The organism is Candidatus Sneabacter namystus (genome assembly GCF_008189685.1).
GTDB classification, from domain to species: domain Bacteria; phylum Pseudomonadota; class Alphaproteobacteria; order Rickettsiales; family Rickettsiaceae; genus Sneabacter; species Sneabacter namystus.
Genome location: NZ_CP043312.1, coordinates 280,929 through 306,492 on the forward strand (window position 1 = coordinate 280,929; position 25,564 = coordinate 306,492).

At 34.6% G+C, this 25,564-nt stretch carries 26 protein-coding genes and 2 tRNA genes; 16 read left to right on the forward strand and 12 right to left on the reverse strand.

The window, feature by feature from the left end; translation table 11 throughout:
* Nucleotides 1–12 precede the first annotated feature (12 nt).
* The 4 genes from FZC37_RS01235 to FZC37_RS01250 all read right to left on the reverse strand — a co-directional run bounded on the left by FZC37_RS01235 (nucleotide 13) and on the right by FZC37_RS01250 (nucleotide 2,481).
* Nucleotides 13–103, reverse strand: a tRNA-Ser gene (locus tag FZC37_RS01235).
* 23 nt (nucleotides 104–126) lie between these two features.
* Nucleotides 127–1,155, reverse strand: a complete 1,029-nt coding sequence (locus FZC37_RS01240) for a hypothetical protein (protein ID WP_148951922.1) — start codon at nucleotides 1,153–1,155, stop codon at nucleotides 127–129.
* 2 nt (nucleotides 1,156–1,157) lie between these two features.
* A complete protein-coding gene (locus FZC37_RS01245; protein WP_148951923.1) occupies nucleotides 1,158–1,739 on the reverse strand; it encodes a nucleotide exchange factor GrpE in 582 nt (193 codons plus the stop codon).
* A 40-nt stretch (nucleotides 1,740–1,779) separates the two neighbouring features.
* Nucleotides 1,780–2,481 carry an alpha/beta hydrolase gene (locus tag FZC37_RS01250; protein ID WP_148951924.1) on the reverse strand — a complete coding sequence of 234 codons (702 nt, stop codon included), beginning with the start codon at nucleotides 2,479–2,481 and terminating at the stop codon, nucleotides 1,780–1,782.
* Between the two features lie 229 nt (nucleotides 2,482–2,710).
* On the opposite strand from FZC37_RS01250, the gene FZC37_RS01255 reads away from it, so the two are divergent.
* The 5 genes from FZC37_RS01255 (at nucleotide 2,711) to hscB (ending at nucleotide 6,463) form a co-directional block, all read left to right on the forward strand.
* Nucleotides 2,711–3,817 carry a cysteine desulfurase family protein gene (locus FZC37_RS01255; RefSeq protein ID WP_148951925.1) on the forward strand — a complete coding sequence of 369 codons (1,107 nt, stop codon included), beginning with the start codon at nucleotides 2,711–2,713 and terminating at the stop codon, nucleotides 3,815–3,817.
* 69 nt (nucleotides 3,818–3,886) lie between these two features.
* The gene (locus tag FZC37_RS01260) at nucleotides 3,887–5,098 is read left to right on the forward strand and encodes an IscS subfamily cysteine desulfurase (RefSeq protein WP_281286403.1); all 1,212 of its coding nucleotides are present in this window, start codon (nucleotides 3,887–3,889) and stop codon (nucleotides 5,096–5,098) included.
* 77 nt (nucleotides 5,099–5,175) lie between these two features.
* Nucleotides 5,176–5,571, forward strand: a complete 396-nt coding sequence (iscU, locus tag FZC37_RS01265; protein ID WP_148951926.1) for a Fe-S cluster assembly scaffold IscU — start codon at nucleotides 5,176–5,178, stop codon at nucleotides 5,569–5,571.
* Complete coding sequence (locus FZC37_RS01270; protein ID WP_148951927.1) at nucleotides 5,552–5,899, forward strand: HesB/IscA family protein; 348 nt, start codon at nucleotides 5,552–5,554, stop codon at nucleotides 5,897–5,899. Before iscU ends, FZC37_RS01270 begins: the two co-directional genes overlap by 20 nt.
* A 51-nt stretch (nucleotides 5,900–5,950) precedes the next feature.
* Entirely contained in the window at nucleotides 5,951–6,463 is a 513-nt protein-coding gene (gene hscB / locus FZC37_RS01275) for a Fe-S protein assembly co-chaperone HscB (RefSeq protein WP_148951928.1), read from the forward strand.
* Here hscB and FZC37_RS01280 read toward each other — a convergent pair.
* Genes FZC37_RS01280 through uppS form a run of 4 tightly spaced genes read right to left on the reverse strand, consistent with a single transcriptional unit; the run spans nucleotide 6,460 to nucleotide 8,862 of the window.
* On the reverse strand, nucleotides 6,460–7,119 hold the full coding sequence (locus FZC37_RS01280) for a ribonuclease D (protein WP_148951929.1): 660 nt from the start codon (nucleotides 7,117–7,119) through the stop codon (nucleotides 6,460–6,462). The genes hscB and FZC37_RS01280 overlap by 4 nt on opposite strands.
* Complete coding sequence (locus FZC37_RS01285; RefSeq protein WP_148951930.1) at nucleotides 7,116–7,457, reverse strand: FtsB family cell division protein; 342 nt, start codon at nucleotides 7,455–7,457, stop codon at nucleotides 7,116–7,118. The genes FZC37_RS01280 and FZC37_RS01285 overlap by 4 nt, the downstream gene beginning before the upstream one ends.
* Nucleotides 7,454–8,125, reverse strand: coding sequence for a phosphatidate cytidylyltransferase (locus FZC37_RS01290; RefSeq protein ID WP_148951931.1), 672 nt, complete (start codon nucleotides 8,123–8,125; stop codon nucleotides 7,454–7,456). The genes FZC37_RS01285 and FZC37_RS01290 overlap by 4 nt, the downstream gene beginning before the upstream one ends.
* Nucleotides 8,113–8,862: a polyprenyl diphosphate synthase gene (gene uppS / locus FZC37_RS01295; protein ID WP_148951932.1), complete on the reverse strand. Its 750-nt coding sequence runs from the start codon at nucleotides 8,860–8,862 to the stop codon at nucleotides 8,113–8,115. The genes FZC37_RS01290 and uppS overlap by 13 nt, the downstream gene beginning before the upstream one ends.
* Before the next feature lie 247 nt (nucleotides 8,863–9,109).
* On the opposite strand from uppS, the gene FZC37_RS01300 reads away from it, so the two are divergent.
* From FZC37_RS01300 to der, 10 genes are all read left to right on the forward strand, one after another.
* A complete protein-coding gene (locus FZC37_RS01300; RefSeq protein WP_172619328.1) occupies nucleotides 9,110–9,943 on the forward strand; it encodes an aminotransferase class IV in 834 nt (277 codons plus the stop codon).
* Nucleotides 9,944–9,966: 23 nt separating this feature from the next.
* A complete protein-coding gene (gene dapA / locus FZC37_RS01305; protein WP_148951934.1) occupies nucleotides 9,967–10,887 on the forward strand; it encodes a 4-hydroxy-tetrahydrodipicolinate synthase in 921 nt (306 codons plus the stop codon).
* The gene (smpB, locus tag FZC37_RS01310; RefSeq protein WP_148951935.1) at nucleotides 10,865–11,314 is read left to right on the forward strand and encodes an SsrA-binding protein SmpB; all 450 of its coding nucleotides are present in this window, start codon (nucleotides 10,865–10,867) and stop codon (nucleotides 11,312–11,314) included. The genes dapA and smpB overlap by 23 nt, the downstream gene beginning before the upstream one ends.
* A 3-nt stretch (nucleotides 11,315–11,317) precedes the next feature.
* The gene (locus FZC37_RS01315; RefSeq protein ID WP_148951936.1) at nucleotides 11,318–11,965 is read left to right on the forward strand and encodes a hypothetical protein; all 648 of its coding nucleotides are present in this window, start codon (nucleotides 11,318–11,320) and stop codon (nucleotides 11,963–11,965) included.
* Nucleotides 11,966–11,996: 31 nt separating this feature from the next.
* On the forward strand, nucleotides 11,997–12,308 hold the full coding sequence (locus FZC37_RS01320) for an Asp-tRNA(Asn)/Glu-tRNA(Gln) amidotransferase subunit GatC (protein ID WP_148951937.1): 312 nt from the start codon (nucleotides 11,997–11,999) through the stop codon (nucleotides 12,306–12,308).
* 56 nt (nucleotides 12,309–12,364) lie between these two features.
* Nucleotides 12,365–13,816: an Asp-tRNA(Asn)/Glu-tRNA(Gln) amidotransferase subunit GatA gene (gene gatA, locus FZC37_RS01325; RefSeq protein WP_148951938.1), complete on the forward strand. Its 1,452-nt coding sequence runs from the start codon at nucleotides 12,365–12,367 to the stop codon at nucleotides 13,814–13,816.
* A 12-nt stretch (nucleotides 13,817–13,828) separates the two neighbouring features.
* The gene (gene gatB / locus FZC37_RS01330; protein WP_148951939.1) at nucleotides 13,829–15,292 is read left to right on the forward strand and encodes an Asp-tRNA(Asn)/Glu-tRNA(Gln) amidotransferase subunit GatB; all 1,464 of its coding nucleotides are present in this window, start codon (nucleotides 13,829–13,831) and stop codon (nucleotides 15,290–15,292) included.
* A gap of 109 nt (nucleotides 15,293–15,401) precedes the next feature.
* Nucleotides 15,402–16,760: a magnesium transporter gene (locus FZC37_RS01335; protein WP_148951940.1), complete on the forward strand. Its 1,359-nt coding sequence runs from the start codon at nucleotides 15,402–15,404 to the stop codon at nucleotides 16,758–16,760.
* An 80-nt stretch (nucleotides 16,761–16,840) separates the two neighbouring features.
* Nucleotides 16,841–16,912 (forward strand) — tRNA-Lys (locus FZC37_RS01340).
* Nucleotides 16,913–16,937: 25 nt separating this feature from the next.
* Entirely contained in the window at nucleotides 16,938–18,236 is a 1,299-nt protein-coding gene (der, locus tag FZC37_RS01345) for a ribosome biogenesis GTPase Der (RefSeq protein WP_148951941.1), read from the forward strand.
* 16 nt (nucleotides 18,237–18,252) lie between these two features.
* Here the strand turns inward: der and FZC37_RS01350 are convergent, their stop codons facing one another.
* From FZC37_RS01350 to FZC37_RS01365, 4 genes are all read right to left on the reverse strand, one after another.
* Nucleotides 18,253–19,119: a uracil-DNA glycosylase gene (locus tag FZC37_RS01350; RefSeq protein WP_246120986.1), complete on the reverse strand. Its 867-nt coding sequence runs from the start codon at nucleotides 19,117–19,119 to the stop codon at nucleotides 18,253–18,255.
* Nucleotides 19,120–19,123: 4 nt separating this feature from the next.
* Nucleotides 19,124–20,236 carry a molecular chaperone DnaJ gene (dnaJ, locus tag FZC37_RS01355; RefSeq protein WP_148951942.1) on the reverse strand — a complete coding sequence of 371 codons (1,113 nt, stop codon included), beginning with the start codon at nucleotides 20,234–20,236 and terminating at the stop codon, nucleotides 19,124–19,126.
* Between the two features lie 133 nt (nucleotides 20,237–20,369).
* Nucleotides 20,370–22,253 (reverse strand): molecular chaperone DnaK, encoded by a 1,884-nt coding sequence (gene dnaK / locus FZC37_RS01360; protein WP_148951943.1) that lies wholly within the window; start codon nucleotides 22,251–22,253, stop codon nucleotides 20,370–20,372.
* A 141-nt stretch (nucleotides 22,254–22,394) separates the two neighbouring features.
* The gene (locus FZC37_RS01365) at nucleotides 22,395–22,934 is read right to left on the reverse strand and encodes an RsmD family RNA methyltransferase (RefSeq protein WP_148951944.1); all 540 of its coding nucleotides are present in this window, start codon (nucleotides 22,932–22,934) and stop codon (nucleotides 22,395–22,397) included.
* 116 nt (nucleotides 22,935–23,050) lie between these two features.
* On the opposite strand from FZC37_RS01365, the gene FZC37_RS01370 reads away from it, so the two are divergent.
* Nucleotides 23,051–25,564: a baseplate megatron protein TIM-barrel domain-containing protein gene (locus FZC37_RS01370; RefSeq protein ID WP_148951945.1), complete on the forward strand. Its 2,514-nt coding sequence runs from the start codon at nucleotides 23,051–23,053 to the stop codon at nucleotides 25,562–25,564.

Below are 25,564 nucleotides of genomic sequence, written 5' to 3' on the forward strand. Positions count from 1 at the left end.
TGCTAATAAAATTGGCGGAAAGAGCGGGATTCGAACCCGCGGTACGGGAAAACCGTACACACGCTTTCCAAGCGTGCACTTTAAGCCTCTCAGTCATCTTTCCTAGTATTTAGTATTATATATCTCTTAGTTACATCTTCGTACTATACTATACATATCTTTCTCTTTGTAATAACTAAGTTTTCTTATAAACATTTCCTCTGCTAATTCGTTCTCATTTAACAACGTTTTCACTGTGATAAGTCTTGTGCCTTTAATATTTTGCATTTTTACTATTGTGCCATATATCTTAGAGTATTGCAGTGCTAATTGTTCCGAAAATTCTTTATTATCGAAAGAGCAAGTTATAATTTTAGCTTTATTTTTATATCGAACAGTCACATTGGAAGGTTTTCTAGTACGTAAAGCATCTATGAATTCTGTTACAGCTTGTTGTAATGCTAGATATTCAGACGCAGCATTGTACGTTTTGGTAAATTCTTTTTTTGTATTTTGTGATAGAACTGTATATTGAACTTCAACTTTGAAAATACCCTCTGATATAAAAAATAACTCTTCTGTTGCAAGAGTTATTGTATCCTTTATCATTGTAGGAAATAATTTTCTTAGATCTTCATAGCGTGCCTTTGTATGTCTAAGAGGTACTTGTACTACACTGACACCTAAAATTTTTAAATCCTTTTTACTGCGTTGCCAGGCACTGTGCCAATTTGTATTAGAAGAGTATAAGCGAGTATTTCTTTTCACTAATGGTATTAGTACCTCATAAGTTTGTGCAAGATGTTTATATTGAGGAAAATAACAAGATACTAAATTTAGTATCTTAGGCATGAAGCAGGAAAACGTTACATCTGCACAATAACTAACTGATGACAATGATTCGTTGTTTATTTCTTTAATATTAATACAATCACGTAATTTGTGGTATGGTACTTGTGATACCTGTTTTTCTGATAAAACAATCTCTTTTGTTTTTAGTGCTAATTTCAGGGCGTTTTGTCTTCCGTAATGTAGAGCAGCTATTTTGGCTTCGTGTTCATTGTTTCCTGTTGCTGTAACATGCACCATGTCGAGTATTATCGTCGATGATTCTGATGCCGATGCTGAAAAATTGACTGTTAAAGCGTAAATAATTACAAAAAATACTCGTCGCATTGCTATTCAACGACAGATACTAACGCAGCCCTCAATAATCTATCTTTGAATTTGTAACCTACCTGCATAAGCGATGCTATTGAATTTTTGGGATAATTTTCATTTTTTACTTTAGATATAGCGTTGTGTAATTCGCAATCAAACGCGTCTCCAGGTTTTGGATCTATAACTTCGACACCAAATCTAGAAAAAATCTTAGACAATTCATCTTTTGTCATTTGTACTCCTTGTACAATTTCTTTCATCAAATGCACATTTTCTTCTGTATTATTCAAAGCATTACTTAGGCCGTCCATAATAGGTAAAAGAGATTTAAATATTTCTGTGGTAGCATACATTTTTATTTCAGCTACTTGTGCTTCGTGTCTACGACGCATATTTTGATTTTCAGCTAGAGCCGCTAACAAGCGTTCTTGCGTATTTACTAAGGCTGATTTTAATTCTTCTTCGCTTAATTTTTTGTCAAGATCTGGTTCATGATGTCTCTTTCCTACTAAATTCTCTTTTGGATCGGATTTTTCTTTTGTGTCAAATTTTTTCTTATTTTGTTCTGATTTTTCTTCTTTATCGTCTATATTTGGCATACGCAGATTTAATAATTATTTATCAGATGTCTATAATCATTTAAGATTTAAGTATTTTGTGTAAATGCTTGTCCGAAGAATTTTTATCTCTAACAATTGAAGTGTGTATTTGTAAATTTTTTAAATGTTCAAATATCAGATTTTTTAACTCAGGTAGCTTACCTCGCATAAAATGATCTCCATTTTCAACTGTTACATATTGCACATTTGAGTCTTCGTTTGATACGATTGGATCGAAGAATTTTCGAACTTCTTCTTCTTCTGTTACACTATCCATTGTACCTTGTACAACCAATCCAGTTATTGGAAATCTAGGAAAGAAAGAGAAATCATATTTAGTGATTGGTGGAGAGATAGAGATAAAATGCGATACTTCTGGTCTTCTCATTGTCAATTGCATAGCTATAAAGCTTCCAAATGAAAAACCGCATACACAAATATTACTAGCAGAAGGATGATGGTTTTCTAGCCAATCCAGAGCCGCTGCGGCATCTGTTAATTCTCCTACTCCATCTTCAAATTGACCTTGTGATTTTCCTACTCCTCTAGAGTTGATAGCAAGCACAGAGTAATCATTCTCTAATAAAGCATCTTTCATGGTTTGCACTACCGGATCGTTGAGTGATCCTCCAAATAAGGGGTGAGAATGTAAAACAAGAGCAACTTTTTCTGTATTTGAGGAAGCCTTGTATAGCCTACCTTCTATTCTTCCTACAGGCCCATAAAAAAAAAGTTCAGACATCTTATACAAGCACTTGAATTGACAAACAGATAATACTTACAAATTGGCTGACATTTACCAAATTGACGCGTAGAATTCTAACAGAATATTTACTCACCCTCAACTCAAATTGCTTCGCTTTTTACCTTTATATTAAGGCGTAGCATTGTTATCATCTTGTCTATTATCAAATTAATGCTTTGTGATTTAGTGGGCAAATAGCGCAATCTGAGTAAATTAGTACAAGTTTATGAAGAAAAAAGTTATATATTTGGATTACAATTCTACTTCTCCATGCATTGATTGGTATGATAGCATGAAGGAAATCATGCTATTTCCTTTAAATCCCTCATCTATTCATTATTTTGGAAGGTTTGCCAAAGGGGTGTTGGAAAATGCTAGAAGGGAAATATTACAAACATTGGGTTTGAATATACGAGAATATTCTTTAGTTTTTACAAGTTCTGGGACGGAAGCAAATAATATTGCTGTAAATAGTTGTAGTAACGCTTACGCTCTTGCTACAGATCATGCTTCTACATTGCGATGTATTGAAGATACAAGTCGTATTATACCTGTGACATGTAAAGGTATCGTTGATCTCGATTTGTTAAAAATACTGCTAAAAGGAAGGGGTGATAAACCTCTAGTGTGTGTTTCGTTAGCAAATAGTGAAACCGGTGTTGTGCAACCAATAAGAGATATTGTAAGCGTTGCAAAGTCGCATGATGCACTTGTGCATGTTGATTGTGTTCAATGTGTAGGCAAGCTGAATGTACAATTTTCAGATTTAGATTGTGATAGCATGTCTATTTCTTCTCATAAAATAGGCGGCATGGCAGGCATTGGTGCACTAATTTTTCGAAAGAATTTTTCTATAAAAACTTATACAAAGGGTGGTGGACAAGAATTTGGTATTAGATCCGGTACAGAAAGCGTTTTACATGCTGCAATTTTTTCTCAGGCCTTGAGTAAAGCTGTGAATAATGTACGCAATTACATGCAGCATGTAAGTAAATTGAGAGATATTATGGAAAATTTGATTTCTCAGGTGTGTGAAAATGTAAAATTTTGGTGTCAAGATATGGAAAGATTACCTAATACTTCTTGCATTATGATGCCATATGTGGACGCTAAAATTCAAGTTATGAGATTTGATATGCTTGGTTTTGCGGTAAGCATGGGTTCTGCTTGTTCTTCTGGCAGTATGACATATTCACATGTATTGAAGGCTATGCAATTGAGCGAGGATGAAATCCGTAGTTCGATTAGAGTGAGTCTTGGATACGATACCACAGAAGAGCATATTGTTGAGTTTGTAAAAGCCTGGGAAGTCGTATACAATCAGCGTGGTTGAAGTCACCTATTTTAGGTTTATTTCGTGATTCTTGAAGAGTTGGAAGATCGTCTAACAAGGGCTAATAGGTTGCCTATATATATGGATTATCAGTCTACTACTCCTTTAGCTCCAGGAGTACTGGATGTTATGATGCCTTTTTTTGTTGGTAAATTTGGTAATCCTCATTCTAAGACACATGTTTTTGGTCATGCAGCAGAAAATGTGATAGAACCTGCAAGAACAGCAGTGGCAGATGTTATAGGAGCAAGGTCAAAAGAAATAGTTTTTACTTCGGGCGCAACGGAGGCAAATAACATGGCAATAAAAGGTGTTGCTTATTTTTATCGTGGGAAAAAGAACCATATAGTTGTTTTGCAAACGGAGCACAAGTGCGTTATGGAAACTTGCAGATTTTTAGAACATGAAGGATGGGAGGTTAGTTATGTCCCAGTTCAAACAAACGGTCTAGTTGATTTAAATGTTTTGGAATCTTCTATCAGGCAAGATACAGTAATCGTTTCTGTTATGGCTATTAATAACGAAACAGGAGTAATCCAACCGCTAGAGGAAATAGGGAAAATTTGTAGACGTAAAGGTACATTTTTTCATTCTGATATTGCTCAAGCTTTTGGAAAAATACCTATTGATGTCGAAAAATTGAACTTAGATTTGGCTAGCATTTCTTCTCATAAAATTTATGGACCAAAAGGTATAGGAGCTTTGTATGTTAGAAGAAGGGCTCCTAGAGTAAGGATTGTTCCAGTGATTCATGGTGGTGGTCAGGAGTATGGGATGCGATCAGGAACGTTGTCTCCTGCGCTTGTTGTAGGTTTTGGTGAAGCTGCAAGGATTGCTCTTGCTAATATGTACCAAGATTCAGAGCACGTAAAACTGCTATACAAGACATTCACCGACATTGTAACATCTAACATTCCTGAGGTTGTAATCAATGGTGACTTGCATTCGAGATATTACGGAAATGCTAATGTGAGTTTTGCATACGTTGAAGGTGAGTCGCTTATACTTGCTATGAGAAATTGTGTGGCTGTCTCTTCTGGTTCTGCATGTACTTCAGGTTCTTTGGAGTCTTCTTATGTATTACGAGCTATGGGCGTGAGAGAAGATTTAGCTCACACATCTATACGTTTTGGATTTGGTAGATACACATCTTTGGAAGAGGTGGAATACGTAGCGAAAAAACTTATTCCAGAAGTGGAGAGACTTAGACAGATGAGTCCTTTATGGGAGATGGTGAAAGAAGGTGTGGATTTGAACACAGTTCAGTGGTCTTCTCATTAATTAGTGCGCTGTATTTTTTGCTAATGTGTATATGTGGTGATATAATCTCCCATATTAACTCGTTTCCGTGTAGCATTATGGCATATAGCAAGAATATTTTGGAGCACTACGATAATCCGAAAAATGTTGGTTCTTTGGATAAAAGTCTCAAAGATGTTGGTACAGGATTAGTTGGAGCTCCCGTGTGTGGTGATGTTTTACAGTTACAGATAAAGGTGAAAGAAGGTATCATCGTTGATGCTAAATTTAAAACTTTTGGTTGTGGATCAGCAATAGCTGCTAGTTCTTTGGTAACAGAATGGTTGATTGGCGCTACTGTAGATGATGCAAATGCGATAAAAAATACTCAAATAGCTCAAGATCTTTCTCTTCCGCCTGTGAAATTACACTGTTCTTTATTAGCTGAGGAAGCCATTAAAGCTGCTGTTGACGACTATATGTCAAAACAGAAAAATGAAGGAAGTGATAAGTAAAGGGCCAATATTGCACGTAAGTGAAAGGGCTGTTAATCGAATAAAAGAATTATTATTGCAAGATGATATGGCTTGTGGAGTAAGGGTTGGAGTACAGCGTGGTGGATGTTCAGGTTTTTCTTATTCTGTTGATTATGCTTATTCTAAAAGTGATTTTGATGAGGTTGTTTTGGCAGGTGATGTGAGTGTTTTTATTGATAAGAAGGCTATTTTTTTTCTTTTAGGTGCTGTTATGGACTATGTGCAGCATAAATTTAGCTCTAGCTTTATTTTTATGAATCCAAAAGAAAAGATAAAGTGTGGGTGTGGGAGGTCATTTTCAGTTTAAAAATCGGTCAAATGGTGTGTGTTTGATGGACGTTTGGTAGGGTGTTTAAGTATGAAAGATATGAATTACTTTGAAGTGCTTGGTTTTTCTATAAGGTTTGGTATTGATGATGATGAATTGGAAGAGCGTTACATGAAACTGCAAGAACAATTTCATCCAGATAAGGCTACTACTGCGCAAGAGAGAAGAGCTTTTCTTAGCATGTCCTTAAGTGTCAATACTGCGTATCGTAATCTTAAGGATATATTTTCAAGAGCACGGCATATATTACAATTAAAAGGTGTAGATATGGCACATTATAGCTCTAGCCGTATGTGTAATTTGTTGGAAGACATGCTAAATGATAATCTGGAAATGGAAAAAATACACGACATAGATTCGTTGAAAATTTTTATAAAAGAGAAAAAGGAAGAGAAAATCAATGTGTTAAGTTGCATGGCGCGTGCATTTGAAGAGGATGATATAGACTTATTTGCTGTTTATACAGCGCACTTTAATTATTTAACGAATATTTTATCATTGTCTGATAAAAAGCAATCTCTTCTCTCAATTTCTTCTGATTAGATTTGTTTATTTTTTTCTGAGTAAGCAAAGATGTCGTTATTATGCCACCCCATCAAATCTAACTTTATTCTCCATTTTAGAGATTGAAAGATATCGTGCGTAAGGTCAGTTCTATTTTCTCTTATCAGCATTTCAGATAATATCTTTCGAATTTCATGCAAATAGAGAACATCATTTGCAGCATAGGCTATTTGTTCTTTTGAAAGATTATCTTTACCCCAATCAGATGTCTGTTGCTGTTTTGAAATTTGTATTCCCAGTAATTCTCTACATAATTCTCTTAGTGAATGAGATTCCGTGTACGTTCTTGCCATTCTAGATGCTATTTTAGTGCAGAAAACTTGTTTAATATTTATTCCAAGATAGTGCTGTATAATTGCTAAATCAAATCTTGCGAAGTGGAATATCATCGTTCTGTTGGTATCGCATAAAAGTTTCTTTAAATTTGGTGCTTCATAGTTTTGATCTTTGTCAAATTGTATGAGGCATATCTGCCTATTTTCATCGCAGAGTTGCACAACACATAGTCTATCTCGTGCAAAAGATAAACCCATTGCCTCTGTATCTATTGCTATATCCCCTGTCATTTGCAAATCTTCTGGGATATCATTTTTTACTAATAGGATTGAATGACCTTTATGTCTTATGTAATTCATTGTACATTTTTCAAGTTCTTACTTACTTTGCCATTGATAGTTTTACTAGGGATGACAATGACTTCATCATTTTTGGACATGTCAAGAATTTTCCTTGCTTGTTCTTCCAAAAAATCTAAATCTAGGGATGATGTTTGCAGTAGCTCAATTTTATTCTCTAGAGATATGCGTTTCATTTTCAGCATTTCTAAATACTCAGAATTTTTATCTATTTCTTTGTGTAATTGCACATAAGATACTAATCCTCTTTTACAATACATAAGATGAAAAAATATAAGAAAAAAAGACATAGCAATTGTTATTATTACTGCTAATTTTGTCTTGGTAGTATTTTTCATGTTTTTATGTATTGAGAAAGTGTTTGAAAATCAAAAGACCCAATTATGTAGCAGCATAGTAGAACAAACGGTGCAGATAAAATAGAGCTATCAAATCTATCTAAGAATCCTCCATGTCCTGGTATAAAATCGCCACTATCTTTTACTCCAAACTTTCTTTTAAATGCCGACATAGCTAAATCTCCTATTTGTGCTATCACAGCAAAAGAGGCAAATATAGATAATGCTATAGCACAATTTCTTACATTCATCCTAACTATAGGAACATTATAACTGAATACGTAAAGTAAAATTACGCAACATGTTACAATTCCTACGCAAAAACCTGACCATGTTTTCTTGGGCGTTATACGTACTGCAAGTTTTGGTCCTTTAAAATACATACCTCCCAGCATTGCTGAAGTATCTACTGACCACAGTGTTACAAAGTACAGTATAGACAAAGGAAGTGAATAAAATCTTAAAATGCCAAGAGAAATTGTAGGCAATAAGCATGTAGCAACACCCAAATGAAGAAGCTTTTTTTTTGTGATATTTTGCCATTCAGTTATCATTCCCGTAAAAATAAATGCTAATAATAGGCAATACAAAATTTTTGAAAATATCAAAGACAGAATAGTTACCACGATAACGGCAGCTGAAACAGATCTTAAAATTAGTTGTTGCATGCTATTGTTTTACTTATATATCTTCCAAATGTTCTTTCTCTTGAAAAGAAATGCTTCATTGCTGCGTGAAAATGCTCCAATGTAAATTCCGGCCATAACATATCAGAAAAAAATAACTCAGCATATGCAATTTTCCACAGCAAAAAATTGCTAATTCTCATATCTCCTCCTGTACGGATGACAAAATCTAGGTTAGGCATTTCCGGAGCGTACAAGTGTTTGTTAAAGTAGTCTACACTTATTTGCGAAGATAGTGTTTCAAAGCTTACTTTATTTAAGTGCGCATTACTTAACATTGTTTTGAAGCAGTTTAATATTTCTTGTTGCCCTCCGTAATTAAATGCTACGTACAGATTAAATTTGGTATTCAGTTTAGTTTCATCTTCTGCTTTTTGTATACTTTTTTGTAGCGAGTTTGGCAATGTGCATAAATCTCCTATAAATTTTATTTTTACCCCTTGCCTCAATGACTTTTGTATTTTTCTTTCAATGTATGACTGTACTAAAGAGAACAGAAAATTTATTTGTGAAGTTGGCCTATGGAGATTTTCTGAAGAAAGTAGATATATAGACACGTTACGAATTCCATTCTTAAAAGCCTCTTCTAATATCGTTTCTGCTACAATTGCTCCTTTAGAGTAGCCTTTTTCTATCGACAGACCATTTTTTTTCGCCCATCTTCTGTTTCCGTCCATTATTATTCCTAAGTGATTTAGGGGATTTTTTTCTTCGGACATAACTGTTTTGACAGAACCAAGTGTGTTATCAGTAATCTACTTAATAATCAGTGTAGAGAAGGTCATTATACATTTTGCTTTTCTGCTATGCAAACTTCTCTTGTATTTAAGAGTATTATTTTATGATATCATCTTTTTTCACAGTATTAAGTAGGTCGGCTTTGATTTGCTTAAATAATTTTACAATTACAAGATGGTATTCATGGGCAGTGCGATACTTCCATTTATTTGGTTAAATGGTTCAATTATGAGACAGGAAGAGGTTGATATTTCTTGTATGTTTCATCATAGCTTGCATTATGGTAGTGGTGTTTTTGAAGGAGAGATTTCTTACAATGGTAAGGTTTTTAAGATAGATGATCATACAGATAGATTATTTTCTTCAGCTTCTACATTATTAATGAATATCCCATTTACAAAGCAACAGATAAAAGATGCCACATATTCCTTAATAGAAAGAAATGGTTACATGGAAAAGAATTGCTATGTAAGGCCGTTTGTGTGGCGTTCTGACAATTCTTTGAAAGTCAATAGTAGTAATGATGATATGTGTAGTTGTGCTATTGTTCTTAAGGAGCATACTCCTTCTGGGGTACAATCTTCAGTCAAATTGACTGTAAGTTCTTGGCAGCGTCCTCATGCAAACTTCACATTGTATCAATGTAAAAGTGCTGGTGGGTATAATGTATCTTTTTTAAGTGCTAGAGAGGCGGTATTATCTGGATTTGACGATGCTGTTTTACTAGATAGTCTTGGATATGTTAGCGAGGCAAGTACTTCCAACATTTTCTTCATACGAGATGGGGCTATTTTCACCCCTAATGCTAACTGCTGTCTTAATGGTATTACGAGGCAAACTGTGTTAGAGATAGCGCTAAATGAAAAGATATCAGCCACACAGTTAAACATAAAGGAAGAAGAAATAGGTTCTTATGAAGCAGCATTTTTAACTGGGACTTCTCTTGCAATCAAGCCTATTTCTAGCATTTATTTGCCTAGTAGTGGGATTAATATCGAATTAAATGCAAAACATGATCTCATAAAGAAGATCTATGACATTTACATATCTATGTTGATTTAATTTCTATGTGATTTAATTTTTTCATGGTTCAGGAAAATTTTTTTAAAGGCGTATTTACTGCTTTAGTAACTCCCTTTTGTAATGATGCTATAGATTATTTGTCTTTGGAAAAAATTTTAGTTTCTCAGATAGAAGCTAAAGTCAATGGGGTTGTTATTGCAGGTTCTACCGGAGAGGGGTTATTGCTTTCGAAAGAGGAATACGATTCTTTGTTAGAGTTTGTAGTAAATTTTACCAAAGGTAAGGCAAAAATTGTTGCTTCTTGTACATCTTTACATATCAAGGATACTGTTGCTATGGCTCAACTAAGTCAATGTAAGGGCTTAGATGGTATTATGTGTGCCCCACCTCCATATTTACGACTATCGGAAAAGGGTATAATTGAATATTTTAATACTATAAGCAATAACGTAGATATTCCTGTCATGCTTTACTCTGTACCGCAGCGTGTTGGATATGATTTTTCAGATTTGTGTCTGACACAACTTTCAAAAAATGCTAAAATTCTTGCTATAAAATGTGGCAATGAACCTGCCTCTGTTATCCAAAAACTAGGTTGTGAATTATCTGATAAGATTAACTTTTTATGTGGAGAAGATAGACTTACATTAGATTCTTTACTTAAAGGTGCGTCTGGTTGTGTTAGCGTTGTTTCCAATATGGTGCCACGCGCTGTTGTACATTTATACAATCTTGTTCAGACAGGGGCTATCAAAGAGGCTGATAGATTAAACGAGGCATTATCTGATTTGTTTGATTTAGTTACTCTAGAGAATAATCCTGCTGCTATAAAATATTGTTTGTCCGTTTTAGGTATATGTAAAGAAGAGGTAAGAGAACCTCTCTGTCAGCTGTCGAATAAATCTAAAGAATTTATCCGACTTAATAATGATAAAATGTTCAGATTAGTAATGTCTAAGTATGAGAAAGGTTGCAGCTATTAATAAAAGTGCCAAGTATCACTACCATATAGAAGAAAAATATGAATCTGGTATAATTCTGGAAGGTGCGGAAGTTAAATCTATAAGATCCGGTAAGGTTAATATAGAAAAGTCGTATGTTTTTTTTAATAAGGGTGAGCCGTGTTTGACAGGGGCGTACATAGGTTCTTATAGTCATTCTAGTGCATTTGCTCCTGATCCTTATCGTGTTAGGAAGTTGTTGCTTAACAAAAGGGAAATAAGAAAGCTGTTTGGTAAAGTAAAAACAAAGGGATATTCAGTCATTCCTTGTGTTATATATTTTAATGATCGTAACAAAGTAAAGGTTGAAATAGCATTGGTGCGTGGAAAAAAATCCCATGATAAAAGGGAAGCCATTAAGCAAAGAGAATGGAGTAGAGATAAGGCCAGAATATTAAAATGTAATTGAATAATGCGTAAGGTTATATTTTCTTGTTTTATTTTCTTTTCTTGTGTAGTTTTGCTGTTTTGTGCAACTACTAAAAAAGAGTCTTGTGATAATGCGATTCCTGTAATAGAGCCAGATGCTACCCCATATAAAGTGATGTATAGTCATTGTCGACAATCTGAGGATATAGAAAATTGTGGGTATTCTTTATACAAATGTTTTACTGGTGGTGGTATTGATCACATAGAAGATGCACAGGTGTCCAATGCCAATGAAAAGCCTGTGGCTATACAAATCAACTGTAGTAGTGAAACTGATACTGATGTAAGCGAGACTTATACTGGGCACTTTGTTCCAATGAAGATTGTCAATTCCACGTGTGTTAACCAGTCTCATCTAGGTACTAATTTAACAAAAAGGTGCTATAGAGTGCGTATTAGTTGTATTCGTTCTCACGAGCATTCTCAGTTATTAAAAAGGCATATTGTTGCACAACAACCTTTACTTTTTTGCTATGATTCTTTTTTGATAGAGAAAGTCAATGTTGGATATGGTAAACATTTGTATTATTTATCAATGGGTGAATATAACACAAAGGCACGTGCTGTTAAAATGTCTAGGAAGTTAAGAGCCTGTAGTCATGACTGTAAAGTATGTTTTATAAAAGAGTAGAGTGTTTTTGTAATTTAGGTAGTTGGTTATTATGTCTTTAAATATTAGTGACGTTAAAAAGCTGTGTCGTCTTTCTAAGATTGATATAGATGATGATTCTTTAGATGATGTTCATAAAAGTATCTCAAACATTTTAGATTTGATAGATTGTACTTTAAATGTAGAGTGTAACACGGAAGATGCTTTGCACGTTGATACCAATGTAACACAGCATTTTAGGGAAGATGTTGCAGTAGACGGAGCATCTTATAATGAATTGTTTTGTAACCTTGCAGATAATGATCGCAAGAAATCTATGAAGACAGGATATTATCATGTCCCAAAAGTAATAGATGTGGGATAAGGTAGAAGTTGTGTCAAAAAGTTCATTTTTTTTAAACTATCAAGGTATTGGTTGGTATGAGTTCTTTATGTAAGCTTTCTATAAGTGAAGCTTTACATGGGCTAAATAAAGGAAAATTTTCTTCCACAGAGCTCACAAAAAGCCATTTGGATAGCATAGAACGAAATAGACATTTATCAGCATATATTACAGAAACCAAAGAGATAGCTTTAAAGCATGCTCAAGAATCTGATGCACGACGCGCGAAAGGAGAAACGTTGGCATTAGATGGTATACCTATGTCCATTAAGGACAATTTTTGCACGTCAGGTGTTCGTACAACCTGTGGCTCTAAAATGTTAGAGCATTTTGTGCCGAGTTATGATTCCACTGTAACTACCAAGTTAACTCAAGCAGGATTTATATGTTTAGGTAAGGCAAACATGGATGAATTTGCTATGGGATCTAGTAACGTTACTAGTTATTTTGGCAAAGTTATCAACCCCTGGTCTTCTGATAATGTGTTGGTACCTGGTGGTTCTTCTGGTGGTTCTGCAGTATCTGTAGCCGCCAATATGGCTATGGCATCTGTAGGTACAGATACTGGTGGTTCAGTGAGACAACCTGCTGCTTTTACTGGAATAGTGGGATTAAAACCTAGCTATGGGCGTGTTTCAAGATGGGGGATAATGCCTTTTGCTAGCTCATTAGATCAAGCGGGTGTGTTAGCTAGGTCTGTACGGGACGCTGCTCTTATACTTTCGTGCATCATGGGTTTTGATGAAAAAGATGCTACTAGTACTGATATTCCAGTACCTCATCTTTTAGATGAGGTCGATAAAAACGTAAAAGGTTTGAGAGTTGGTATTCCAAGAGAGCTAATGAAATTTGATTTACATTCATCTGTATCTCATGGCTGGCAGGTTGCTATGAAAGTGTTAGAAAAAGAAGGTGTGCATTTTCAAGATATATCTTTGCCTTATGCCCAAGAGGCATTAGCTGTTTATGCTATTGTATCTTTTGCGGAAGCTTCTTCGAATTTAGCTATGTATGACGGTGTACGTTATGGTTATAGGACAAAAGAATACAAGTCTTTTAATGATATGGTTAGTAAAAGTAGATCTGAGGCTTTTGGTGACGAAGTAAAACGTAGAATTTTAATAGGAAATTATCTGTTATCTGCTGGATTTATGGATAAATATTATCTTAAGGCTCGAAAAATGCGTGATATAATTTGCAGAGCTTTTGAACAGATTTTCACAAACGTTGACGCCATTCTTTTTCCTACAGCTCCTACCCCTGCTTTTTCCGTTGATGACATTACAGATAATCCTACCGATATGTACAAGAACGATATATTTACCGTGTTTGCTAATCTTGCTGGTTTACCTAGTATATCTGTACCTCTTTTACCTGATGGAAAATTACCTATAGGTATGCAGTTGATGGGGAAAAAATATGATGAGAAGGTAATAATTCAGTTGGCACGTTCTATAGAGCGAAACGTCAGTGTTTGTTCACATAAATAAGGTTGTAAGGTTGTGTATATAGAAGGAACATCAGGACTGTGGGAATATGTTATTGGTCTTGAAGTGCATGCTCAAATTGAGTCGAAAACAAAACTTTTCTCTTCTTCTGGTACAACGTTTGGTGCGGTGCCTAATAGTCAGGTATCTCTCATAGATGCTGCTTTTCCTGGTACACTTCCTGTTTTGAATATGGTTTGTGTGGAGAAGGCTGTTAGAGCATGTTTTGGTATTAATGCTAATGTAAGTTTAGTATCGTCTTTTGATAGGAAGCACTATTTTTATCCAGATTTGCCAAGAGGGTACCAAATTTCTCAGTTTTATTATCCAATAGGAAGGGATGGCTGGATCGATATTAAATCTCAAAAAGGTAATGTGCGACGCATTACAATAGATAGGCTGCATTTAGAACAAGATGCTGGAAAGAACGTTCATGATATGGAAGAATTTGATACTTGTATAGATTTAAATCGTGCTGGTGTAGCATTAATGGAGATAGTATCTAACCATGACATAAGATCTCCTTTTGAAGCTGGAGAATATTTAAAAAAGCTACGAAGTATATTAAGATGCGTTGGTTCTTCTAGTGGTGATATGGAAAAAGGAGCGATGAGATGCGATGCAAATGTTTCAGTGAAACGTGTTGGAGATGAAACTCTTGGAGTAAAATGTGAGATAAAAAATCTTAATTCTATAAAGCATGTAGTAAAAGCACTTGAGTATGAAGGAAAGGCACAGGTGCGCTGTATTGAAGAAGGGCAAAAAGTTAGGCAGTCTACTATGTTATTTTTGCCCGATACATGTCAAACAAAGGTTATGAGGTATAAAGAAGATTCACAAGATTACAAGTATTTTCCGGATCCTGACTTACCGCCTGTGTTATTGTCACTGGATTATATAGAAGGCGTGAAGGCATCTGTTCCAGAGCTGCCGCATGAAAAATCTAAAAGGTATATGAGCGATTTCGGTCTTTGCGAAACTGATGCTGAGATACTGTCTTCTGATATCTATGTTGCTAATTATTTTGAATCTGTTGTAAGGCAAAATGCCCCTCCAAAGATAGCATCTAATTGGATAATTAGCTATTTGTTCAGCTTGTGTAATGAAGCTGATATAGAGATATCCAACAGTAAAGTTACCCCTTCTAGTTTAGCTGAAGTAATATCATTGTTACAACAGGAATATATATCTAGTAAATCTGCAAAAACAGTACTGGGGCATATTTTTGTTCATGGAGGAAATCCCAAAGATGTTGTTGATAAACTGAACTTAGCTCAGGTGATTGATGTTGACCTTATACGCAAATGGGTCAAATGCGTGTTGATTAGAGAACACGATACAGCAGTTGCTTACAATAACGGTAGGCATAAGGTATTTAATTTTCTTGTTTCTCAAGTTTTTAAAGAAAGCAAAGGGCGTGCTAGTCCTTCGCTAGTTCAATCTGTATTGCTAGAGGAGCTAAAAAATATAAAAATTTAGTTTTTATTATTAGGTATTAATATTTGTAGTAAAATACCTTGCTTTCTTAGTTATTACTCTATAGTGTTTCTTACCACGTAAGAGATATATCAAATTTCGGTCTAGATGTATGAATATAGAAAAATACAATGCTGATGAGTCTATACGTAGAGTTTTTTTTCTACTAAAAAGCGGTAGATATAACGAGGCAAGGGAAATTTTACTTACTTTGCATTATGCAGATATTGCTGCTGTGTTAGATCAAGTATGTGAGGAAGATGAAGTAGAAGAGTTTTTGCGATCTGTTGTATACGGTCTTTCGCCTGATACAATAGCGTGTTTGGATCGTCACACTTTCACCATTTTTCTTGATTTAATTGGTCCTCATAAGGTTGCCAGTTTATTGGATAAATTGGATCTTGCTGATGCTATAGAGATAGTTAGTAGGTTTAATGATCCGAAGATGAGAGAAGAAATTATAGGGTATTGTAGTGGAGAGAGGCCAAAAGATATAGCATTAGGATTATCTTATTTAGATAAAACAGTCGGAAGAGTGATGGATAGAGCAGTGTTTGTTTTTGCAGACACGTCTATTAAAGATACTCTAGATGTTTTAGTAAAGCAAAAACTCAAAAAGAGGATGTATGCTGTGATAGTTGTAGATGCAAAATATAAGCCTGTAGCAAGCGTTAGTCTAATTAACTTAATCCGTGCTTCTAATAAAAATAAAGCTGTTTCTGAGATAGCAGACACAGCAATACAGGTAGTCACTACTAATACTGATTTGGATAGACTATCATATCTTTTTAAGCAATACGGCTTAGATGTTATACCTGTCGTGAACAAATTAGGGAAAGTTGTAGGTATGGTATCTATTGATGACATGATAAAGATAGTTGCTCAAGAGGTAGAAGAAGACGTCATGCATCTTGGTGGAGTTCACCAACTTGATAGATTTGCTGGTTTTGTTGATATTGTGAAAGGTAGGTTATTTTGGTTGATATTGAATCTTGTAATTTCAGGTGTAGGGTACACTTTAGTGGTTGGCAGTTTTGTTGATACCATAGAGCGTACCGTGATTATTTCAGCTATTTTACCAGTTATAGCTTCAATGTCTGGTAATGCTGGCACTCAAGTGATGACTATTACTGTAAGAAGTTTAGCGTCAATAGGTAGTGTGAAGAAATATTTTTTTAGTAGAGTAATTAGCAAAGAGCTTAGCGTTGCTTTTTTTAATAGCATAGCTTTAGCTCCTATTGGTTCTCTCTTTCTTTGGTTGTTGTATCGCAAGGTAAAGCTTAGTTTGCTGTTTGGTTTATCTTTGGCTATTAGTTCTTTTTTAGCTGGTATTTTAGGTTTTTCTGTACCTATCATGTTCAAAATGTTTAAAATAGATCCTGCTGCTTCTTCTGGCGTTGTTGTAACGAATTTAACAGATTGGCTTAGTCATTTATCAATGTTACTTTTAGTATACTATTTCCTTTTTTAGTTGTTTTGTTTGGGGTTTTTCATGACGCTTGACGCCTTGCTATCTATCATATAGTCTCTCTTAACTTATGTATTTGCAAAGGGCCCGTAGCTCAGAGGTAGAGCATCTGACTTTTAATCAGAGTGTCCTAGGTTCGATTCCTAGCGGGCTCACTTTTTTTTATTTTCATTTTTTCGTGTGCTTAAGGCTATTTTAATTGGACGTACTAATGTTGGTAAATCTACTCTCTTTAATTCTTTAAGGTTTAAAACTAAATCTCTTCCTTCAATTTCTTTTGATAGGCATGGCGTCACACGGGATTGTAATGTTGCATTAGCTTTATTAAGTGATCTAAACTTTTTGTTGACTGATACACCTGGTATTTTGGAATGTGATAACCAAGACAATTATATAAGAAAACGTTGTGAAGAATGCGATGTATTATTTATGGTTGTGGACGGTTCACAAGGTGTTACTCCAAAAGATCTTAAAGTTGCAGATTTTATAAGACCGTTGCATAAAACAACAGTGCTTGTAGTAAACAAGAGTGACAAAGGTGTTTGTGATTATGAAGAGTTATATGGGTTAGGTTTTGGAGATCCTATTTATGTTTCTTCTGTACAAAAACATGGTTTTGAAGATCTATATGGCTGTTTAAATATCGCAAAAGAGTCTAATGAGGTAGACTCTACTATAGATAATAATGACATTTTTTTATCTGTAATAGGAAGGCCCAATACGGGTAAGTCTACGCTTGTAAATTCTGTGGCGAGGCGACAAATCGTTACAGTAGATAATAAAGCCGGTACTACAAGAGATGCTATTAAAGTATCTATTAATTTTTGTGATAAAACGCTTTCTATAATAGATACAGCGGGCATAAAAAAAAGAGCATCTAGAGATAAATTAGATTATTTGTCTTTTAATAGCACAGTATATGCAATATCTATGAGTGACGTTGTCGTACTTGTAGTAGATGCTCAAGAAGAGTTAAGCAGGCAAGATATAAGAGTTCTTGATATTGCAGTGCAAAACGATAAATCTATTGTAGTTGTTGTTAATAAGATAGATTTAGTTAAACGAGACTTGAATAAGGTCAAAAAGTATTTTGATCCTACTGTTGCAAAGATTACTAAAGCAAGTGTTTTATACATTTCTGCTTTAAATTCTGTGGGAATAGCTCATTTATTAAAAACGTGCTGTGATTTATATGAGAAGTCTAGATCTTTTATTTCTACTAGTAAGTTAAATAATTGGCTTCGTTCTGCTGTGGAGAAAAACCTTCCTGGGATATATAACGGCAAATCAATAAAATTTAAGTATGGTGTATGTGTAAAAACTAACCCTTTAACTATAAGGCTATTTTGTAATTTCCCTCATTCTGTAGGTGAAAATTATAAAAGATATTTGCATAACAGTCTGAGTACCGCTTTTGCAATAAAGGGAATGCCGGTAAAATTTATCTTTTCTAAGTCAAATAATCCATACAAAGCATAATTGATTTTACATTAAGTTATTTGAGAAAATTTTTTATTTTTAACAGATCAAACCATGAATCTTTTTTTCTTGCCGGTTGCCTTAGCAAATAAGCAGGATGGAAGATTGCTGTCGTATCTATTGATTCTTTACAATATTTGTTTATATATTTGAAATATTTTCCTCTTATTGTTGATATTGTTTTATCGTACCCTAGTATGCTAGATATTGCCGTGCTGCCCGCTAGCAACAGTAGTTTTGGTTTGATTAATGCTATGTGTTTTTCTAAGAAAGGTTTACATGATTCTATCTCCATATTTGTTGGTTTTCTGTTTGCAGGTGGTCTCCAAAAAACAGTGTTAGTGATATAGACATTTGATTTTCTAGACAAACCAATAGTGCTTAGCATAAGATCAAGCAATTTCCCACTATCTCCGCAAAAAGGTATTCCTTGAGCGTCTTCATTTGTTCCGGGAGCTTCGCCAATAATCATTACCGTTGCCGGTATTACTCCATCACAAATAACAGTATTTGTAGCAAATTTTTTTAGTTGACAGTCTTCGAAATCTTTTATCGCTATGTATAACTCCTCTAGAGAATGTACTGCATCTGCGGCTTTATATGCCTTGCTTATCGTTTTATCTTTTGTAGGATCTACTACATTTGTCTTTATCGTGAACTTTTCTTCACTTTTTTTTGCAGATATTTTTATGTACTTTCTATTATTTCTCTCTGAAGATTCAAGGGCAGTGTCATTTTTATCTATTAAATTCACACTTTTGCCACACGATAAAGTGTCTGTGAATTGGGGTGTATTTATTTTACTAGTGAGATTGTTTACATACTTATAGATCTTTGTATCAATGCCCATAATCTTAAGCCACAATCTATTATTGTTACTCATGAGGCTACCAAAGATTTTTTACCTTTTCAAAGAAACTTTCTTTATCTGCGCCCTTCTCGGACTGTTCATTTTGTAGCTGTTCTATGATTTTTTGTTCTTTAGAAGATAAATTCTTTGGTACCTCTACACAAATTTTTGCTATTATATTACCTCTAACAGAGGAGTTAATATGGGGCATTCCCATCCCTTTTATCAGAATGTCTCGCTCACTTTGTGTCCCTTTTGGTATTTTTACTTCTATATCATGATTGTCTATACCTGGCAGTATGACTTTTCCTCCTAAGGCCGCTGTAGGAAATGGCACAGGTAGCCTGCAGTACAGATCATGTCCTTTAACTTTAAAAATAGGATGAGTTTTTATACTTATTGCTATAAATAAGTCTCCATTAGGGGCTCCTCTTATTCCGGCTTCTCCTTTGCTAGAAAATTTAATATGGTGTCCATCTTGTATACCCCGTGGAATGGTAACACTTACTGTACATGTACCATTTTTTCTGCCGCTGCCAGAACAGGAGGTGCACATATCTTTTATTATTGTTCCTTGTCCTGCACAGTGAGGACATGTCTGTTTCATGTGCAAAAAACCCTGTTGAAGGGTTATTGTACCTTTACCTCTACAATGTGGGCATTCCTTCATGCTACTTGATTTGCTACCCGTAGCATTACAATCTGTGCATCTTACTAAGGACGAAAAAGAAACTTCAGTTGTTATTCCTGTAAAAGCATCTTCAAGAGATATCTGCATATTGTATTTTATGTCAGCTCCTCTAGATGGTTTATTGTTGGGAGTTTTTCCCATGCCCATAAGGTCATCAAACATATCAAATATGTCAAAATCAAACGAGCTGCTACCACCTGTACTTCCGAATCCAAAATCTCCTTTTGGATTTCCAGTAGCACCTCCTTGATATGACCCATACCTATCGTACTGAGCTCTTTTAGTGTCATCTTTCAAAATCTCATAGGCTTCATTTATCTCTTTCATTTTCTCCTTGCCTGCGGTTTTATCGCTACAGACATCTGGATGATGTTTTCTTGCTAACTTTCTGTAGGCTTCTGTAATGTCTTTCTTGCTAGCAGTTTTAGAGACTCCTAATATTGAGTAGTAGTCTTTCATTTAACACATATTATGAGGGTAATTGACTATAAAGGTTGTACCAGGAAAAATACTATAATTCCACATGTGGTTTTCATATCCATGGAATTATAGTATTTATAACAAGCGCATAAAAGGCTTTTGGGGGCTTTTTCTACGTATCTTTGTTTTCCTGTTCAGGTTTTTCTTCTGCTTCTGTCTTATTATCTTGTTTTGTCTCTTCTTGTTGAGATTGCGCATGTTTATTAAGCGCCTCACCGATTTTCATCATGTTATTTCTTAAACTATTTACAGAATCTTTCATAGTGCTTACATCACCTTTTTCTAATTCTGCCTTTAAATTCTTTATATCATTTTGTATCGTTTCCTTTTCATTATCGGGAATTTTATCTCCATGTTCAGAAAGTTCTTTTTCTGCTCTGTGGATTAAACTATTTGCTTCATTTTGCGTTTCAACTTTTTCTTTATATTTTTTATCTTCCTCTGCATGTAATTCTGCATCTTTTAGCATTTTTTCAATCTCTTCTTTGCTTAGACCTCCTGCTCCGGTGATTGTTATACTTTGTCGTTTAGATGTTGCCTTATCCAAAGCAGATACATGTACTATACCATTGGAGTCTATATCAAATTTTACTTCTATTTGTGGTACTCCTCGTGGAGCTGGTGTAATCCCTTCTAGGTTAAATTCTCCTAATAACTTGTTCAAAGAGGCCTGTTCTCTTTCTCCTTGAAATACTCTTATTGTGACAGATGGTTGATTATCTTCTGCTGTGGAAAATATTTGGCTTTTTTCTGTTGGTACTGTGGTATTTTTTTCTATAAGTTTAGTAAACACTCCTCCTAAAGTTTCTATACCTAGGGACATAGGTGTTACATCTAATAATACTAGGTCTTTTACATTTCCTCCTAAAATACCTCCCTGTACAGCCGCACCAAGTGCTACAACTTCGTCTGGATTAACCCCTTTATGTGGCTCTTTGCCAAAAAACTCTTTAACTTTTTGTATAATTTTTGGCATTCTTGTCATTCCCCCTACGAGTATGACCTCATCTACATCTTTGGTTGTAATTTGTGCGTCTTTAAGAGCGTTTTTACAAGGTGTAATAGTTTTGTCTATCAGATCATCTACTAAAGATTCTAATTTTGACCTAGTAATTTTTTGGTACAGATGTTTTGGGCCTGAATTATCTGCTGTTATGTACGGCAAGTTGATTTCTGTTTCTTGCATGGTAGATAATTCTTTTTTTGTTTTTTCTACCGCTTCTTTCAATCTTTGTAAGGCTAATTGATCATTTCTAAGATCCATGCCAGATGATGTCTTAAATTCGTCTATTACAAAGTCTAATAATCTAGTATCAAAATCTTCTCCCCCTAAAAATGTATCTCCATTTGTTGATTTGACTTCAAAAACACCATCTCCTATTTCTAATACTGAAACATCAAATGTTCCTCCTCCAAGATCGTATACTACTATTGTTTTAGCTCCTGTTTTGTCAAATCCGTAAGATAGTGCTGCCGCAGTGGGCTCGTTAATAATTCTTAAAACTTCCAACCCTGCGATTTTTCCTGCATCTTTGGTTGCTTGTCTTTGAGCATCATTAAAGTAAGCAGGTACCGTGATTACAGCTTTATCTACTTTTTCGTGTAGTTTAGCTTCTGCGGTTTCTTTCATTTTTCTCAGTATGTGTGCACTGATTTCAGAAGGGGATTTTTTTTCTCCTGCTATTTCTACCCAGGCATCTCCATTTGGTGCTTTTACAATGTTGTACGGCAGTAATTCTTGATCTTTTTTTATAGTTGGATCATCGAATCTTCTACCAATCAATCTTTTTATAGCATAGATAGTATTTTTAGGGTTGGTGACAGCCTGACGCTTTGCACTACTCCCAACAAGCATTTTCTTATTTTCTGTGCATGCTACTACAGATGGTGTGGTACGTTCTCCTTCAATATTTTCTAATACTGTAGGGCTGCTTCCATCTAGCACAGCTACACAAGAGTTGGTAGTTCCTAAATCAATTCCTATAATTTTTCCCATAGAGCGCTTTTTTACATTAATAAGTTTGTATATGTCAGATTTGTTAAAGTGAGCATTCTGACTTCACCGGTTACATATAGTGATGAGGTTATATTTTTCAAGATTCGTTTGAAAAATTCATTTTAAGAAACATGTATCTTGTTAGCATAATTTATAGAATGTGATTTTGGTTTTTCTAAGTATAGTTGATTTAATTTCGTTTAAGGATGGGTAATTCTGCTCTTTTAGATCTGTTTTGCAAACTATTATAGATGATTCATTTATCCAATTGTTTCTAATCAGGGATGTTATAGCTGCCTTTATAGCATTTGAAGCATGATATGGAGGATCGAGAAACACAATATCATATACTAATCTTGCTTTAGGTAATGCTAAGGCGTTTAGCTGAATAAATGATGCATTTATACAATTTTCCTTTATAAAAATTTTTCCGTATTTCACACATTTAACGTTGAGGTCTATTAATGTTGCGTGTTTTGCTCCTCTTGACAGTGCTTCAAAGGCGAAACTTCCGCTACCTGCAAATAAATCAAGTATATTTGCGTTGTAAAAATGCAGTTCAGAATTATGTTCCATAGTATTGAAAATTGCTTCTCTTATAACGCTGGTCATAGGTCTGTATAAGTGCCCTTTTACATATGGTAAAGATTTATTTTTTAAATATCCTTTTAATATTTTCATTTTCGGCTCTATAGATCAGATAGTTTTTCATTGTAGCATTTTGTTAAAGTATTAGTGCCGACATAATGATGTGTTATACGATCTTTATTCTTTCTAATTAGATAGTAAATTTGGTCGTGAGTAAAAATCGAAAATGTCTTGCTCAGCTCGAGCAGAAGTTTGAATTTTCTGTTACTTCTTCATCAGATTATATTACTCATATGCCTTTTGTTTTGGGTATAGGTTTAATTGATGGAATTTATTTATATTTAGATGAGCATGTGTTTGTTATAGGTATATGTGAAGGTCCTGTAGATGATATAAAATCATTCTTTATAAATCATCAAACAATCCCTCTTGATACTTATAAGTACATGTTATTTTATGATCAAGATGTATTGAAGGAATCTCCGCATCTTAGTTTTGAAGAAAGGGCACACCTTATAAAATACAGGAACTTTATTCGTCTTTGGGTATATATAGTATTTATGAGGTCTGATTTTATGCATTTAAAAGACGGTTTATCTACTTTCTCGTTTTTAGTGCAAAATGGTTCACATGGTCATAAGGAGCGCATAGAAAAAATCAGGGGGATAAATATCATTCCTGGATCTGGAGAGTTTGTGTGCGATACAATGCGTGTTGATTTGCGTAAAGATTATGAAATAGAAAAGCCTGTAAATTATTCTTTGTCTGACTCTCGTACCACTGAAGTAACTACGTATGCTGTAGAAAATTTACAATATCTAAAAAATGAGTTGAAACGAGTTGAATGGGTATCTGTAGTGGTGTGTTGGTATGGTGATGATATGTGTATCACGAAGTGTAATATTGCACCTCGAGTGGAAAATAGTGTTGAGGATCTGGATGGCGGATCCTACAGCATAGAATGGAAAGTTGCTAATTGGGATCGTAAAACGTGTAAAAAAGTTGGCGTAGATAAAGACGTGTTGCGTTACGGTGGAACAATGAATGATGATAGTTTATTGCGGTATATCATCGAGTTAAAAAAACGAGGATATCAAGTGATGTTATATCCTATGATTATGATGGATGTTGAAGGGAAAAAGTGGAGAGGGCAAGTAAAGCTCATTAGTCAAGTAGACAGCATAACAGACAGCGTGAACAATTTTTTCAAAAAACAAGGTTATTTTGATTTTATTATACATTACGCCAAGATGTGTGCTGAGCATATTGATGCTTTTATCATAGGTTCCGAGATGGTTGAAGTAACTTCAATACGTGATCGTGTTGCAGGTAAAAATATTTTTCCTGCTGTGAATAATCTAAAAGAATTAGCGAAGGAAGTAAAAAGCATTTTTTCTGCTCGAAAAAAAGAAGGAAATGTAGTGGTTACTTATGCAGCGGACTGGTCAGAATACTATCATTTAGACCGCTCTATGCATCATCTAGACTCTTTGTGGTCCGATGAAAATATAGATGTAGTGGGTATTGATGCTTATTTTCCTTTAACCGATTGTGTTGAAGGTAATATTACTTATCAAGATATAGTACGAGGATGGCAATGTGGTAATCAATTTGACTATTTTGTTGATGATAAAGGAGTCAGACATGCGTATAAATCCGATAAATATGCTTTGAAAAATATTGAGTATTGGTGGGAAAATGATCATTTTGATGAAGAGGGGGTAAAAACATCCTGGGTGCCTCGTAGTAAAAAAATATGGTTTACTGAGTATGGATTTGCATCTATTGATAAAACTACAAATCAGCCAAACGTTTTTTTTGACATAAGTGGGTTGTGCGAAACTTCTAATATCCCGCAACATTCTAAAAAATTTGTAGATTTTGCAATACAAGAAGATGCTATTAGGGCGACTTTAGATTTTTGGCATAAAAGGCCATTTGTAGAAAATTTATTTCTATGGTGTTGGGATATGAGATATCCAGTTTGGCCAAAGAGTACCATATGGAAAGATGGTGCAAATTGGAAACTTGGTCATTGGGTTAATGGTAAACTGTCTGGAGTATGCGTTGGTGACATTATAGCGGAATTATTTCTACGTTGCGGTGTGAAGAATTTTGAAATACATGATGATGTAAAGATGATCGTGCCTGGCATTGTTCTTGATTATAATCTGTCTTGTGAGCAGTTGCTTGATCGTGTTAGTAAGCTTTACTCTCTTACTATTTGCATAAACGAAAAAGGAGTTATCGAGGTGAGAAGGCTACATAGTATAGGTGAAGATAAAAAGGTAATCAAAGGTGAAGATTTGATACCGATAGATGGTGAATTAATCAAAACCGATACAACTTCTATACTTGGATTGACAGGTAATTTTGCTTTGCAATACTATGAATTTCCATCATTTTCTGCAAATAAAATTCCTGTAAAAAAATTAAGGCGTGATGTCGAATATAAATATTTGCATACGCATGGCCATTTTGATGTTATTTTCTTACCATTTTGCTTTGATAGACAAAAAGTACCATACATCATCGAAGATTTTATAGATGCCAGGCAAGCTTCTAATGCTGTTATACAATTTAGGGTGCCAGCATTTTTTGGAATTAGATCTGGTGATGTGGTTCGTGTAGTTGAAGGTGATATGGATATACTAGCTAAGGTACTAAAATGTGTGACAAGCGATCAAGTATCTAAAATATCAGCACTAATTGTTTATAGTTGA